General features: G+C 41.0%; 11 protein-coding genes. 4 read left to right on the top strand and 7 right to left on the bottom strand.

Going from position 1 to position 15,413, the window contains the following annotated elements; translation table 11 throughout:
* Positions 1-69 precede the first annotated feature (69 nt).
* Positions 70-1,317 carry a sensor histidine kinase gene (locus AC1MCB_RS03965; RefSeq protein ID WP_479967452.1) on the bottom strand — a complete coding sequence of 416 codons (1,248 nt, stop codon included), beginning with the start codon at positions 1,315-1,317 and terminating at the stop codon, positions 70-72.
* Positions 1,314-1,991, bottom strand: coding sequence for a response regulator transcription factor (locus AC1MCB_RS03960; protein ID WP_479967451.1), 678 nt, complete (start codon positions 1,989-1,991; stop codon positions 1,314-1,316). The genes AC1MCB_RS03965 and AC1MCB_RS03960 overlap by 4 nt, the downstream gene beginning before the upstream one ends.
* 121 nt (positions 1,992-2,112) lie before the next feature.
* Between AC1MCB_RS03960 and AC1MCB_RS03955 the strand changes: the two genes are divergently transcribed.
* On the top strand, positions 2,113-2,727 hold the full coding sequence (locus AC1MCB_RS03955; protein WP_479967450.1) for an HD domain-containing protein: 615 nt from the start codon (positions 2,113-2,115) through the stop codon (positions 2,725-2,727).
* A 141-nt stretch (positions 2,728-2,868) separates the two neighbouring features.
* On the opposite strand, the gene AC1MCB_RS03950 is transcribed toward AC1MCB_RS03955, so the two are convergent.
* Positions 2,869-3,741 carry a hypothetical protein gene (locus AC1MCB_RS03950; protein ID WP_479967449.1) on the bottom strand — a complete coding sequence of 291 codons (873 nt, stop codon included), beginning with the start codon at positions 3,739-3,741 and terminating at the stop codon, positions 2,869-2,871.
* Between the two features lie 394 nt (positions 3,742-4,135).
* Between AC1MCB_RS03950 and AC1MCB_RS03945 the strand changes: the two genes are divergently transcribed.
* Together AC1MCB_RS03945 and AC1MCB_RS03940 are read left to right on the top strand one after the other, a co-directional pair.
* Positions 4,136-4,702 (top strand): TOL_0243 family YfiR-like periplasmic protein, encoded by a 567-nt coding sequence (locus AC1MCB_RS03945; RefSeq protein ID WP_479967448.1) that lies wholly within the window; start codon positions 4,136-4,138, stop codon positions 4,700-4,702.
* A gap of 77 nt (positions 4,703-4,779) precedes the next feature.
* Complete coding sequence (locus AC1MCB_RS03940) at positions 4,780-6,846, top strand: sensor histidine kinase, YfiR-like protein-associated (protein WP_479967447.1); 2,067 nt, start codon at positions 4,780-4,782, stop codon at positions 6,844-6,846.
* A gap of 112 nt (positions 6,847-6,958) precedes the next feature.
* Here the strand turns inward: AC1MCB_RS03940 and AC1MCB_RS03935 are convergent, their stop codons facing one another.
* The gene (locus AC1MCB_RS03935) at positions 6,959-8,932 is read right to left on the bottom strand and encodes a TOL_0244 family TonB-dependent receptor (protein WP_479967446.1); all 1,974 of its coding nucleotides are present in this window, start codon (positions 8,930-8,932) and stop codon (positions 6,959-6,961) included.
* Positions 8,933-9,287: 355 nt separating this feature from the next.
* On the opposite strand from AC1MCB_RS03935, the gene AC1MCB_RS03930 reads away from it, so the two are divergent.
* Positions 9,288-10,616, top strand: coding sequence for a DUF389 domain-containing protein (locus tag AC1MCB_RS03930; protein WP_479967445.1), 1,329 nt, complete (start codon positions 9,288-9,290; stop codon positions 10,614-10,616).
* A gap of 202 nt (positions 10,617-10,818) precedes the next feature.
* On the opposite strand, the gene AC1MCB_RS03925 is transcribed toward AC1MCB_RS03930, so the two are convergent.
* The 3 genes from AC1MCB_RS03925 to AC1MCB_RS03915 all read right to left on the bottom strand — a co-directional run bounded on the left by AC1MCB_RS03925 (position 10,819) and on the right by AC1MCB_RS03915 (position 15,219).
* Positions 10,819-12,672, bottom strand: a complete 1,854-nt coding sequence (locus AC1MCB_RS03925; RefSeq protein WP_479967444.1) for a chloride channel protein — start codon at positions 12,670-12,672, stop codon at positions 10,819-10,821.
* Positions 12,673-12,787: 115 nt separating this feature from the next.
* The gene (locus AC1MCB_RS03920; protein ID WP_479967443.1) at positions 12,788-13,318 is read right to left on the bottom strand and encodes a hypothetical protein; all 531 of its coding nucleotides are present in this window, start codon (positions 13,316-13,318) and stop codon (positions 12,788-12,790) included.
* Between the two features lie 1,298 nt (positions 13,319-14,616).
* Positions 14,617-15,219 (bottom strand): CHAP domain-containing protein, encoded by a 603-nt coding sequence (locus tag AC1MCB_RS03915; protein ID WP_479967442.1) that lies wholly within the window; start codon positions 15,217-15,219, stop codon positions 14,617-14,619.
* Positions 15,220-15,413: the final 194 nt, after the last annotated feature.

Raw genomic sequence — 15,413 nt, 5'->3', positions numbered from 1 at the left:
TCAACTGCCACTTTGCCGTTGAAGCTAATATATAATTAAATGTTGTAGAGAATCTGTAGAAGGTTGCGATCAAAAGAGTATTGTAAAAGAATGTCGTCCCGGACTGTACTCATATACCAGAGTAAAATGATAATACCTGCAAATTTCCTGCGCTATAGCCAGACCCAGACCCATTCCTTCTGACGAGTTGTCTTTATTAAACCGATTAAATATTTCATCAGGAACTAATGGCTTTGCTTTACCTGAATTGGAAATAATGAGTGATTGATCATTTAATAAAACCATTATTTCTCCCCCTGCTATATTATGCCGGATAGCATTGCTGAATAAATTGTTTAATAAAATATCAGCCAGGTAAGTACTCATAACCACGTGTTTCTCCCCGAGGTTTAATGTGCAGGATATTTGCTGAGCCAGCATGAGCTCCTGAAATTGCCTTGATTTATTCCCGATCAAAGATTTTAATGAAATGGTCTCTTTATCCTGTATTAAATGATTTTCAATTTTCGAGAGTAATAGCAAAGACTGATTAAGCCGCGATAAACGATTTAAACCGCTATAAATATCTTCCAGGATCTCTCCCTGTTCTGAAGTGAAGGTGCCGGTCTGAAGCAGCGTATCCAGTTTAGAATGAATAACTGCCAAGGGAGTCATTATTTCGTGGGCGGCATTATCTGTAAAAGTTTTTAACTCCCCATAATCCTTCCTCACCCTCATGGTGAGGATTTCAGCGGCTTTATTAAGCTCATTAAATTCGTCGATGGAGGTATTTCCCTGGGAGATTTCCTGTCTATCCAGAAGATTAAAATCACGTAATTGATTCAACTGAACGTAAAATGGCTTCCATAAGGTGTTAAGAATAAAACGGTTAACAAGTGTCAGGCTAACGAGTAATAAAAATATAATGATAAGCGACACTCCAAAAATGATTCTGAACAGATCTTCTGATCGTACTTTCGATTTAATGATTTCAACCTTAATTATTTCGCCGTTTATAATGACCGGAGTAATCAAGCTGCGCGCCCGTTCTTTTTTCTGATCAGCTGGATTATTAAGTTCAGTGTCAGAAAACTGACGTTCAAAAAGGCTGGATTCGGAATGATAACGTACTACCTGATTCATGAAATTACCTTCATCCGGAAGTTTATCATAAAGTTTTGTGTACTGCAAAATCTCCTGCTCCTCAATAGCCAGATCCTGGTCTAACTGCTCCGTTAAGATGTAATAAATCACCAGGTAATAAGCGAGGCCGGTAATCAGGAGGATAATTAGGGAGGTTACCAGGTTAGCCCTGCTGTAATGAGTTGAAAGCTTCATTGATCTTCAAACTTGTATCCCACCCCATACATAGATTTAATATAGTCTCTGCTACCTGCTTCCAATAGTTTTCTTCGCAGATTTTTAATATGAGTATAAATAAAATCAAGCCGGTCTGTAAGATCCATTTCATCGCCCCAGAGGTGCTCGGCGATAGCCGATTTAGAGATCACTTTCCCTGTATTTGCCAGAAAATATAATAACAATTCGTATTCCTTACGGGTCAATATTAGCGTATTATCCCTAACCATGGCTTTTTTCGCCATAGTATTTACACTTATTTCGTTAAAAACAATCAGGTTATTCCCATGGAAATTCTTCCTGCGCACTATCGCAGTCACCCGGGCTTTAAGCTCCGATAAATGAAATGGTTTAACCAAATAGTCGTCAGCCCCAATATTTAAACCAAGTAGCTTGTCGTCCAATGAATTGCGGGCCGAGATGATCAAAACTCCATCGTTTTTATTAATCCTTTTCAACTCGCTTAAAATCATCATTCCGTCTCCGCCAGGCAAGTTAAGATCTAATAAAATGCAGTCGTAATCATAAACGTTAATTTTCTCAAACGCTGCCGGATAGGTGCCGGCAACTTCGCAAATATTCCCCTCACCCGTAAAGTAGGCCGAGATGCTTTGCTGAAGTGAAGGTTCATCTTCTATAACCAGTATTTTCAAGTCAGTCAAATTAAAATATAGACCCTGTGTAAATTATGAAATTCATAAAAGGCAGTTTCAATCACCATATACAGACCTATCAGAGTGTACTTCAAAATCTCTACAGAATAAATGCCTAAATATGCTTAACTCTTTAAATATACATATGCGCTCCAATATATTGTCAGAAGTTTCAGCCTGCATTTTGTTTTGGTTAAAAAGCCAGACGCCGCCCGGTCTTACATTTCATACTATAAACCATACGCTCGACGTCGTCAAAGGGGTGAAAGAAATAGGATTGAATAGCCGCTTATCTGACGAGGAAATGGAAGCTGTTGAATTAGCAGCGTGGTTCCATGATATTGGTTATTTAACAGTTTATACCGGCCACGAAGAAGAAAGTGCTCGTGTTGCGCGCCAGTTTCTTTCCGAAAAGGCCTACCCCGCAAAAGGGATAGAACAAGTTGCCGGGTGTATTTTAGCAACAAAAATGCCTCAACGCCCTAAGAATATATTGGAGAAAGTACTCTGTGATGCTGACCTTTATCATCTTTCCTTTCCTGATTATTGGGCCCGGGGATTTTTGCTTAGAACTGAATGGGAAATTTATCTCAACAAACACTTTTCGGAAAAAGAATGGGATAGAGCAAGCCGGAAATTCCTCTCCTCCCATAAATATTTCACAAATTATGGCCAAAGTGTTCTACAAGATCTTAAAGAGAAGAATTTGGAGAAGTTAAAGTTGAATTCTAATTAGCAATAATCTGCTTAGTTCAGCAGTACATTCGCATTGATTTTTTCTTAACTGATCAAATATTTAGGTGTACTGATCCTGATCTCCTAAATTAGCATCCAGGGATTAAGTCAGAACCCTGAACCCGACAATGTATTATAGCCCTCAAAAACGAACTCCGATAAGGTAGGTGTTTTGCAAAAAATTCAGTTTCTGACTAGCCGAATCTAAATTGTTCCGGCCTGTGGTATGGATCTTAGTCATGTCGGTATAACCTGCTTCCAAACTTCCAAGCACATATATTCGTTTATTTAAATTGAACATCAGTCCCCCTTCAACAGACGCCCCCCAACCGGCCACGTTCAATTTATTATTTTCTCCTACACCAAACAGTCTTACGTCAGAGCGGGGTATAATTAATCCGGCACCTATTCCGATATTAACCATCAACGAAGCTTGTTCACTTCTTGAGCTCCACACATCAGCATACCGCTGAACATGTGTGCTGATATAATTAAGTCCGTCGGTATGTTCTAATGTTAACATTTGTGGTGCTATCACAATAGCTTGATCATTGTAAGTACCGGAATACGGCGAGGTGGGAATGCCAGGGCTGGAAACCTCTGGTTGAATAAAACCATGAATTTTTACGGTCTGAGGAACTTTCATTACATATTTCATATGGTCATATCCAAGTGAAATACTATAGTTATCCTTGAAAAAATAGCCTGCCCGGACATTGTACTGCAAGCTGGTTTTGTAGGGCTGATCCTTCCCCACTACATTCTTCAGGGTGAAGTCATAACCCGGTCCTACTAACCTGATATCGCTCTTGCCATAGTAGGACCAGTTGAAACCAGCTTGAAAGAAGAATTTGGTCTTTTGCGAGTCAGCACTTGAATGAATGCTGGCCCAGCGTCTGTTGTTAATAGGGCTTGGATCAACTTTTTCACTGCTTAGCGGAACTTCAACCGTATTCCCTAAAACTGGCCTTCCTATCAAAGCCACCGTAAGTAGCAACAGAAGATATGTTTTCATCCTGTTTTTATGACAGTTAGAGTTACAAACGGTTTTAAATATGATTTTTTTTGTGTGATTCACAAGGCCTGAACTGCTTCATCTTTAAAACTCGTCTACTACTTGTACTCAATTCAAATCATTTCTTCAGGTGGAGATTGCTCCCCGGTCTGGTATTGAACGTGCTGGCAGGCATTTACCTTGTACGTTCATTGAGATAAATCGCTGTGCCATGTATATATTCAATAAAATAAAGACACGTTATCATATAAATCACCCGACCGAGGCAACTAAAACCCAGCCCATGGCAACACCCACCATAATTTCAAATCTTTGATCTAAGTATAGCAGATAAATTCTACATTCGTTGTTCCATCAATTGTGCTAACCTATTGTATAAAACAACAGAAAGGATTTGAGAAAAAATGACCATTTAAAGCTAAGAGCTATAGTTTGTTCACTTCTTTTCCTTGTTTTTGGTTCCTTTCTAAATCTGTATGCGCAAAATAAACCTGCAGCAGAATTTCAAGTTAAAGCAGCTTTTTTATATAATTTTACCCGATTTATCGACTGGCCGCCTGCTGCTTTCTCATCTGCAAATGCTCCGTTTGTTATTGGCATTATTGGGAATGACCCGTTTGGGCAATACATTGAACAGATAGTGAGACGTGAATATGTAGGTAATCACCCCATAGTCGTCAGAAGATACCATCAGGCAAGTGAAATTACAGCCTGTCATATTCTCTTTGTAAAAACCCCTGCAAAAAAAACCAGAGAAATATTGCAAATTACGCAGAACCGAAGTATTCTTACCGTCAGCGATGACGATCATTTTACACGACAAGGCGGAATAGTTAGTTTCTACAAACAGGACCAGAAAGTTAGGTTTAAGATCAACATCGCTTCTTCAAAAATTGCACAGTTAGAAATAAGTTCCAAACTATTAAGCCTGGCGACTGTCTCAGGGAGGACACCGGAATAATGGATTTTAAAAACACGCCTATTCAACGCAAACTTATGAGAGTGGTTTTGCTGACCTGTTCAGCAGTACTACTTTTAATGAGTAGCGCATATATCCTGGTAGAGTATCTAACGCTGAAAGAAGTATTAAAAAAGAATGTTACGGCGTCCTCATTGCTAATAGCCACAAACAGTTCTGCAACTCTTGCCTTTGATAGCCCCAAAGATGCCAATGAAATACTAAACGCACTAAATACAAATAAGCATATTGTTGCTGCTTGTTTATATGATAAAGAGGGGAATCTATTTGCGAAATATCCTGAAACTTTAAACCCAGGCTCCTTACCCGAAAGGCCGGGAACAGAACAATTCGCCTTTGCCGGTTCATTTTTGGAGGGATTTCAGCCAGTGATAATAGATGGCAAATCTTTAGGAACATTTTACCTTAAACGAGACTTAAAAGACATGTATGCTCACATGCGATTAAACGCTTTAATCGCCTGCGTAATGATTCTGATATCATTATTGGTAGCGTGGTTCATCTCCAGTCTTTTACAAAAGTCTATTTTATTACCTATTCAAACATTAGAAAAAACAGCAACAGAAATTTCTCAAAACAACGATTATTCAGTTCGGGCAACCAAAACAAGTGTTGACGAAATCGGATCCCTTACTGACGCATTTAACAAAATGCTAACACAGATTGAGACCCAGAATCTGGAAATTTCAAAGGCAAATGAAGAGAGTTCTAAACTGGCTGCAATAGTTGAATCTTCCGGCGATGCCATCGTTGGTACTACCCTTGATCTTATCATCACCACCTGGAATAACTCCGCTGTCAGAATATTTGGTTACCCGGCTGAAGTAATGGTCGGCCAGCCTCTCTCCAAAGCCTTCTCTTTAGAGTTGATAGATCATGCCCGGTTTGTTTCCTATGAGCCTGTCAATATAGAGTCGTTCGAATCGCAATTTTCAACTGCGGATAAGAAAACAATTGATATATCACTAACCATTTCAGCGGTAAGAGATGTTTTAAAGAATGTAATTGGACTATCTCTAATTGTCCGTGATATAACACAGCAGAAACAAACTGAACGCCTGGTCATAGAAAATGAAGAACACCTGAGATTGGCAACAGAAGCAGCCGAACTGGGTACCTTTGATATGGATATTCCCAATGATATCATGAACTGGGACAAAAACTGCCGCAATATATTCGGCGTTGGCCATGATATAGCTGTTAATTACAGAGACCATTTCTTAAGCTATTTGCATACAGAGGATAAGCAACGAATAGACGATGCTTTTCAGGCGGTAGCTACTGACGGATCAGCCAGCCGCAATTTTAACGGAGAATATCGGATAGTCCGCTTAGATAATAATATACGCTGGATCAGAGCCATCGGAAGAGTAGTTTATAGTGCGACGGGTATTCCGGTACGCTCTATCGGGATCCTGCTGGACATCACCGATAAGAAGAATGAGGAAGTAAAAAAGAATGACTTTATATCAATCATTAGCCATGAACTCCGTACACCGTTAACATCGCTTAAATCGTATGTTCAGGTTTTGCTCGCCAGGGCAAAAAAAGAAAATGACGGTTTTAGAATTAGTGCCCTGACCCGGGCCGAAGTCCAGGCGAACAAAATGGCAGCAATGATTGATGATTTTTTAAGCCTCGCAAAAATCGAAGAGGGAAAGATCACGATGACCAAAGAGATATTCGAAATCTTCCCTTTGTTGACCAGTGTCGTAGAAGATGCGATGTTGACAGCGTCAACCCATAACATCGTGCTTACTAAATGCGAGGACGTTACCATTGAGGCCGACAAGGACAAACTCGGTCATGTGCTCATTAATTTAGTTGGCAACGCAGTAAAGTATTCACCTCAGGGCACTACAATCGCTATTGGCTGTGAAAAGGTGAATAATCAGGTCAGAGTATCAGTTACTGATCAGGGCATTGGAATAAGTAAAAATGATCAGAAAAAACTTTTCACCCGGTTTTACAGAGTAGAAAACGAGAAAACTAAAACAGTTTCAGGATTTGGAATCGGCCTTTATATAGTCTCTGAAATATTAAGATCTCATAATTCCGAGATTGAAGTAGAAAGTATTGAAGGTAAGGGTTCCACTTTCAGTTTTTGTTTAGAAGCCGTTTCTTAACTTTTAAACGGTTTCCAAACCCCGTTTCATTTCCATGTTATGTCTCTTAACATTAAGTTCGCTCACCAGGATTGTTATAAATTACTTGCAGATCCTTACCCCGCAAAGGTCACTAATAGCGCCAGGTAATCTTTCCATAAACCCCTCTGCGTATCTGTATGGCCCCTACTTCAGCATGCTGTTTCCTAAGAAGGTTTTGTCCGTTTACTGAAACTTCTAATCGCTCTTTAAATTGCCATCCCAGCCTGGCATCAAGGTTCACATATGATTTAACTGCTGGATTAAATAGAGTGGCGGGCAGCTTATCAACATACCTGGAAACAATATCAAACTGGAAGTTTCCGGGTAAATTCAATATTGACTGAAATACAAACTGATTTTTCGCGTCACTTCCCAAACTGTTCAAATTCGCCGGATCGGCAACATTTCCTGGTTTGTTCTTAAGGTTCTTATGGAAATAAGTATAACCGCCCCGTAAGCGCCAGTTACCGGTTACCATATAATTTCCTGACAATTCTAGACCGTTAGTCCGGCCCTTTGCCCCATTTTGTATCTGATAGGTTAGAGTACCGGGAAGCGCTTCTACACTATATAAATCGTCATAACGGTTATTAAACAAGGCTAGCGATAAAGAAACATTTGCAGACGGCTGTACCCGGTACCCAAACTCATAAGCTATCAGTTTTTCTGAGGTAAAATTAGGTCCGCCGGCAACACTGGGCGATGTTGGCGGGACCGGGTAAACCGGAATATGATAATCTACGTCAATCCGGCTGGGGGCACGCACGGCGCGGGATACGGCTGCCCAGAACACATGTTGTTTAAACGGAGTCACTGAAAGCCTCCCGCTTGGCTGAAATTCAAAACCTGAAAAAGTGTTGTGTTCCAGTTTAGTACCTACCGTCACTTTAAGGCGTTCCGGAATAATGGTAATTTCATCTTGTATAAAACTACTGAACAGGTGCATCTCTCTGTTTGCCGGCAACAAACCGACAAAGTTTGTTCTGTTCTTCGTTTGATCATCCATAAAACGGTAGCCCGCTCCGTATAATATGGTATTATTTTTCCCAGCAGCAAAACCATGCTGCACGTCGATATCGTAGGTCACCAGCTGATCATCAATGGTACCGGTCACGTCGTGTCGCCAGGTACGATCTGCATACGACTGCACAACCAATTCTGATTTCTCTGAAAAAGTATGAGTCCATTTGCCCATTATATTTTGACCGTCCATGGTAGATACATCCGGTTTTGTAAGCTGCCGGCCACCATAAAAATTCCCCTGAAAAGCAATCTTGTTGTTGTCTGAATGATCCCAGTCCATTGCAAATCCACCCTGGGTCAGCGTGCTCTTGTCAACGTTATCCTTGCCATCCGGCAAAAAAGTATGATTGCGGTCCTGGTGCATTCCGTAGATTCGGTATGATAAGCTGGTGCCGATTGCTCCGCCATAACGGGCTTCAAAAATGTTCCGGAGAGCGGTACCTGCACTTACAGAGGCCAGCAACCCCTGGGTATCTTTAGTAGTTTTGGTAATTATATTTATAACACCATTCACAGCGTTCGCTCCCCAAAGCGCGCCACCCGGTCCGCTTATCACCTCTATCCGCTCCACGTCGGCTAATAATACATTTTGGGCATCCCAGAACACACCGGCAAATAAAGGGGAGTAAACGGTCCGTCCATCAATCATTACCAAAAGCTTATTGGCAAAAGCCGAATTAAACCCCCGCGCGCTAATGATCCAATGCCTGGCATTCAGTTGAGTAACCTGCAAATTTGGCGACAGCCGCAAAGCCTCTGCAACGCTGGTAGCAGCAGAACGCCTGATATCTTCCTGCGTGATCACCTGGATCGCAGAAGCCACTTCAGACAGTCTTTCTGATACTTTCGAAACTGAAGTGACTTCTAAATTCATCAAATCCTCTATTGATAGCTTCTTTATTTGAACCGCAGCGGCCATTTCTTCATGTGTCTGAGAAAGTGCAATATTGGATGTACCGGCAACAAAAATTAACAGTAAACCCGACACAAAAAAACTGAAACTAAAATGCCTGCTAGTGTCTTGAAGGATGGATAACTTCATTAAAAGATCTGTTTTGAGATGGACGGCAAATATAACAGGATGCCCAATTTAAGCAAGTATTAAATGAGGCTTTATTACCAGGACATCGTATTCTATTGCACATTAAGAGATGTTTTGAAAATGTTAAATTTAAACTCCCTCGCATACACTTCTTTAGTTTGGTGTAATCAGATGAATACCATTCTTAAGATAGAGGCGTCCTTCGTTAATCTTTACTCCAGTCATCAATAGCATTACTTTATCATAGCTTCCAATAAATTCCCCAATAGCAGGAACCATTGTGTAATACACTATTTAAATTAACATATTTAGATTTTGTATCTTTTCCCGCTATGATAACAGAAGGCCGAACGTTATGAAACAAATTTTATTAATCCGGAAAATTATCAGCTCTGTCGACCTTCAAAGTGACATTCAGGATTATGATTGCATTCATGAGTCAATCGAAAAAAATATCATTTTTAAAGGTACAAATTTATGGATACTGGTATTCGCAATTATAGTCGCTTCTGTAGGGCTGAATATGAACTCTACGGCAGTAGTCATTGGCGCTATGCTGATCTCTCCTTTAATGGGCCCTATCAATGGGATAGGTTACAGCATAGCAACCTACAACTTCCCTTTGTTCAGAAAGGCAATTAAGCATTTCACTTTTGCGGTAATAGCCAGCCTCATAACCTCTACCGCATATTTTGCGGTAACCCCTATTTCTACCGCCCATTCTGAACTGCTAGCCCGGATCAGTCCCACCATTTACGATGTATTAATAGCGCTGTTCGGCGGTCTGGCAGGTATAGTGGCTATCAGCAGTAAAAATAAAGGCAACGTAATCCCCGGGGTAGCTATTGCAACAGCTTTAATGCCGCCACTTTGTACAGCCGGGTATGGACTAGCTACCGGGCAGTGGAACTACTTTTTCGGAGCTTTTTATCTGTTCACCATTAATACCGTTTTCATTGCCATTTCGACTTTGGTCATCTCCCAGTTGCTAAAATTTCCAATCCGCACACTAGTTGATGATAAACAAAAGAAAAGAGTTAACGGCTGGATTACAATCATTCTTTCTCTTGTACTAATTCCCAGTATCTACTTTGGCTATAAATTGGTGTTGAAAGAAACATTTGTAGCGAATGCAAACCGCTATGTTAGAAACATCAGCGTGACTGAGGGAAATTACCTCTTAAAAAACGAAATAGATCCGGATAAAAGATCAATAAAGCTGGTATACGGCGGAGCCAGTTTAAATGCGAGTCAAAAAAAGAGAATCAGGGCAAAAGCGAAAGATTATTCTTTAAATTCTGTGAAAATAGATTTCCTGCAGGGACTTTCTTTTGATCAGATCACCGAAAAAAGCAACGAGTTGGATAACCTGAAAGGCGAAGTGAACCGTTTAACTCTGCAGCTTCAACAAAAGCAAACTTATTTAGACAGTCTGAATGCAAGGAACTCTCGGGGCCGCCAGATTTTAAATGAAATCCAGACTTTGTATCCCCAAATTACTCGCTGCGCCATTTCCGATGGCTTTATGTTCAAAGATTCGCTTGCTGTTCCAAATAAGGTTCCGATAATCGTTTTTACGGCAGAAGAGTCTAGCCTGAGCAAAAGTGACCGGGATAAAATAGATAGTTGGATTAAAAAAAGGCAAAAATCAAAACTGGTAAAGGTTTATTTTGAGGATAAATAAATTTTATATTATTCAGCAGTCGCTTACGGGGGTTTGTGTTCTTAATAACGTCAGCGAAAAATGAAGGCTACCAAACTTGAAATGCGGATAATCAAATTCGTTTTCTTATTACGATACATCATCGTCATCCTAAAAGAATTTTGGTAGTTAATTTCATGCCTGCATTTCAATAAAAAAGTATCAGAAGTTTTATCGGTAAATTTTAAATTCCTGAATGCTCCTTAAGGATTTCCCTGTATGTATTTAAAAAAGCAGATTTAGAAACAAAGCCTATAAATTGATCATTTGCGTCGATTACCGGCAACACCCAGGCGTCGGTTTGATCAAATTTTTTCGCTATCACCACCATGTCGTCCGCATCAGTTAGTATTGCAGGAGGGTACTTCATCATTTCAGCCACTCCGGTCTCTAGCTTTTTTTGTTCATCAAACAATATGGAGCGGATATCATCTATCGAGACAGTTCCAACCAGATGCTTGTCCTCATCCAAAACAGCAATTAAATTCCTCTTTCCTAGTTTTATTACCTCGATTAAATCTTTAAGTGATGAGCTTACATGCACTGTTGATACATCCTTTTCTACAAGCGTTGAAGTATTAATTAACAGCAGTAAGTTTTTATCATATTCCCTGGTAAAGATTTTACCCGTATCTGCAAGCTCCTTCAAATCCGGCGATATGGGTGAGAACCATTTTCCGATTAAAAAGGATATAACACAAACAATCATCAATGGAATAAGAAGATCGTAACCTGTACTTGATTCTGCAATTAAGAAGATAGCAGTTAACGGAGCATATAAAACCCCGCTCATTGTACCGGCCATGCCCACAATAATCAGGTTGGTAACAGGAACATTCTCCAGGCCCAACTGAATGCAGATAGTTGCAAACAGGTAGCCCATGGTTCCTCCTGCGAATAATGAAGGTGCAAAATTTCCACCATTACCACCACTGTGAATTGTAATTGAAGCGGCAAATGCTTTGAAGATACATACCAGGGAGAGGAAAATAATAACAATCCAATTATCCAGACCCACATACCTGAAAAAACTATGATCGATCATCAGGTATATTTTACCGTTTATCATATCCTTTATACTTTCATAGCCTTCGCCGAATAAAGGGGGAAAAAGAAGACATAAAATTGAAAGCACGAGGCCACCGACAACCGCCTTCTGTAATTTAGAAAGGTTAATGCGCTTAAAATAGTGCTCGACATTTTGCGATATCACCACAAAATACCGGGCGTATAAGCCCGAAATTATTCCAAGAGCGAGGTAGTATAAAATATTATGATAATCGAACGGTTCCCGCCCTCCAAATTGAAACAATGTATCTTCATTCAGGATTACTCTTGAGAGCAAACTGCCGCATACAGCAGCCACCACCAGCGGGATAAAATCGGTAAAAACGACTCCGGTTAACAGAATCTCAAAGGCAAACATCATCCCGGCAATTGGTGCGTTAAATGCAGCCGCAATACCGGCGGTTGCCCCTGCCGCTAAAAGTAATGTCCGGTCTTTATAATTCAGCTTGTACGTTTGGGCGAAGTTCGACCCAATCGCAGCTCCGGTAACAGCAATAGGGCTTTCTAATCCCGCAGAGCCCCCAAAGCCGATGGTAACCGCACTTTGTATAACTTGCGAATACATTTTAATCGGAGAAACTAAACTTGAATTCTTTGCGATCTCATACAAGATGGCAGGAATTCCTTTTCTGTCTTGACCTTTAAAGAGAAAAATGACAATCAGGGTAGTTAAAACTACCGCCAGGAAGGGCAAAGCGGCATAATAGAAAATTTGATCCTCAAAATGAACTTTACCGGAAATGGATTTGTGAATATAGTGAACCAGCACTTTTAACAGCACACCAGCTAATCCGGCAGAACAGCCCACTAAAATACCCGATAAAAGAAGAAAATGGTTTCGCGATAAGTTATATTTCAGCCAATGAAACAGGATCTCGTGGATCTTTACTTTTTGATAGACTATCGGGCCATTTTCTTTAAGCCTTCTAATTAGGGTGAGATAATTTTTTAGCCGTTTGAAGTTTTTCAATATAAATAATGGTCAGTGCGGTTGTAAAACCTGGTGCACAAAATAGGCTTATTTGACCGAAAAATAAATCAAAATCAATCCCTCAACTCACAACACTTGGTAATGAATTTGCATTTTAATCATTTAACTTCCACCTAAATGCAAATACCGCTGCGAAAATCAAGAATATTCCTGCCAAATACCATAAATTATAGTTCTTGTTATTTTTTGATTTCACCTTCTGCCGGGTTTGAGTCAATTTTCGTTCCGTTTCAGTGATGTTTGACACCCTCTTGTTTGATCCTCTAAATCTGGCAGAATCGCTGACTTTTCTTCCAGCTTTAAGCCGGTCATTAATCGTTACCCTTTTTGCATTTCCGGAAAAGCCCTCCTTTACAGAATATGTAAATAGGCCTTCAGGAAAGATCTCCGTATACGATTGTTGGTCGGATGAATCCTGGTGATTGAGGATACGCACTGTATTAGTTTGAGTGGTTTCCTTAATTTTTATTTCCTTCCGGGTGTTTTGCTTCTGCAGACTATCAGTTTGGAAGAAGCTTTTTTCTTTGAATATGGAGCAGGCGGTTATGAGGGTAAGGCACATGCCAAGGATATGGAGGTTGACCAATCTTAAATGTGACTGGGCGGTTGGTATGGTTAATTTCATGGTTTTTGGGATTATCAGGTGAGTTTATAGGTTTATAGTGTTTATGGTAGTAATTTGACGTTATCGGAATTAAGCTGAGAGCTGATATCTAATAGCTTTTTTCGAGTTATGGGATTATAGAGTTATGAAATGCTGCCTTCGATTATCTCGTCATTGCGAGGCTCAAAATGGCGATAGATGTTAACGGTTTGAGTTCATCACCGAAAATGAATGAAGTAAGTATGAGCCGCGGCAATCTCCAACCGATGAAATGCTGCCCCTTATATTCATCGTTGCGTTTCTGCTTTTTGTTCTTTGCTGGTTAAAAAGACCTAGGCTGGTGGTTTATCTTCTTCAGTCGCTACCGCGGGTCATACTTTTTCTTCATCTTCTGTTGTTGTTTTCAAAGGCATTCAGGAGAACGCTGCGCTAAGTTTTCTGCAGGCAAAAAAAGTATGCAAATGCCGACCAGAGGGAGACCATTCATGCCTATAAAAAACAATAAACAACCTTGAATGAAAGCCCGCCGCTGCGTTTTTCGCAGGTTGCAGTTGTTTTTTTAAGGCGCTCAAGAGGGCTTCGCCGTTCTTGCTATGGAAGTTAGTAGGTAGTTTCGAACGGGCGGCCGGATGCTCTGTCGTCCTCTGGAGGAGGTGGCTGTCCCTATCGACAGACGGAGGAGGTTGGCACTCATGGTCATTTTGCACATTTTCACAGTTAACCTAAACCTTCTCCGCCCTGCGGGCACCTCCTCCAGAGGAGGATAAAGTTCCGTACCGCATAACATATGAATCGAAATGATTTCCAACCGATGAAATGCTACCTTCCATAACCTCGTCATTGCGAGGCTCAGAATTTCTTTAAGTTTCGAAGCCTATTCATTATCATTGATATTAAACTGATCTGTATGAGCCGTGGCAATCCCCAGCCGATGAAATGATGCTTGCTTGCTTTCTAATGTCTCTGCTCTCTCTTCTTTTTGAGATAAAACAACTTAAGCAAGTGCTGTATCTTCTTCGGTCGCTACCGCGGGTCATACTTTTTTTCTGCAGGCAAAAAAAGTAAGCAAAAAAGCCCGCCGCTGCGTTTGTTGCTATGAAGTCAGTGGGTTGGCTTGGTCAGTGCGTACCGCAACAAACAATGCGGAAGAGAGCTGAACGGAGAGGTTTTCAGTGGGCCTTATATAGCGGACAGGGTTCCTCCCTTATCGGTTTAGTTCTTTCCTTTATTAATGCAGTATAGCGATCAAGCTAGAAATTATCCACTCACTACCTGACTCTATTTGCACATTTGCATATCAGCACATTTGCACATTTAAATTACCGGTAAATAAAATCCGAAACCTGATAAATCGACGCTACCAACCTCCTCTTTCTCCAAACCCCATTCCCTTCCCTGCTGCCAGCTTCATTCGTATTCCCTTCCACCGTGATCAGCCATTTATCACTCCAGCTATCCACAAAGCCAACATGGGCAATCCGACCCTTATCCGGAAACCACATGCCGAAGACATCACCTTTTTGAGGCAGCCTATCGGCGGCTCCTGCAAATCTCTTCCCTGCTTCTCCCTTCCCTCCTTCAACCTTCCTGCTCCTCTCCCAAATCACTTTCGACTTCGAAAACAGCCCCGGCGACCAGCCCGTCCGCGGATTAGCCTCCCCGGCCTGATCAAACACCCAGCACACAAATGCTGCGCACCAGGGATCTCCTTTTTTCAGGCCGACATAACGAAGGTATTCTTCGATCCTTTGGCCGTCGTTCTTGCCGGTTCTTTCTCTTAAACCGAGTTCAGCGGTATAGATCTGCTGCACCTGGTTTCTTTTGAAGTTTTCCGATGCTGGCAGCGACCGGCTTGTATTTGTTTCATCTCCGAATCCGCCGATCAGAGAATAAATAATGAATACTATAGTGATGGTTTTCATTTGCAAAAAAGTAGTTACGGGATCGGGATCAACTGTGTTACTGTGTTGGAAATAGAATATCCTGTTCGAGGGGCGTAATCTAACCCCGTTAGGGGTTAAACGTCGGTAGCAAATAACAATCATATCGCTTTTCGTGCCGTTAAGGTACGATACACCGGATTTAATTGTTACGTACCTGACGGCACGCCGGGCCT

This window comes from Daejeonella sp. AP26 (assembly GCF_056680515.1).
The sequence above is the reverse complement of the archived record's forward strand: the minus strand, read 5'-3'. Positions and strand labels throughout refer to the sequence as shown.

Excerpts from the sequence above, each read along its gene's own strand:
- AC1MCB_RS03915 (WP_479967442.1), bottom strand. The coding sequence starts at position 15,219 with ATGAAAACCATCACTATAGTATTCATTATTTATTCTCTGATCGGCGGA.
- AC1MCB_RS03930 (WP_479967445.1), top strand. The coding sequence starts at position 9,288 with ATGAAACAAATTTTATTAATCCGGAAAATTATCAGCTCTGTCGACCTT.
- AC1MCB_RS03935 (WP_479967446.1), bottom strand. The coding sequence starts at position 8,932 with ATGAAGTTATCCATCCTTCAAGACACTAGCAGGCATTTTAGTTTCAGT.
- AC1MCB_RS03920 (WP_479967443.1), bottom strand. The coding sequence starts at position 13,318 with ATGAAATTAACCATACCAACCGCCCAGTCACATTTAAGATTGGTCAAC.
- AC1MCB_RS03950 (WP_479967449.1), bottom strand. The coding sequence starts at position 3,741 with ATGAAAACATATCTTCTGTTGCTACTTACGGTGGCTTTGATAGGAAGG.
- AC1MCB_RS03940 (WP_479967447.1), top strand. The coding sequence starts at position 4,780 with ATGAGTAGCGCATATATCCTGGTAGAGTATCTAACGCTGAAAGAAGTA.
- AC1MCB_RS03955 (WP_479967450.1), top strand. The coding sequence starts at position 2,113 with ATGCTTAACTCTTTAAATATACATATGCGCTCCAATATATTGTCAGAA.
- AC1MCB_RS03965 (WP_479967452.1), bottom strand. The coding sequence starts at position 1,317 with ATGAAGCTTTCAACTCATTACAGCAGGGCTAACCTGGTAACCTCCCTA.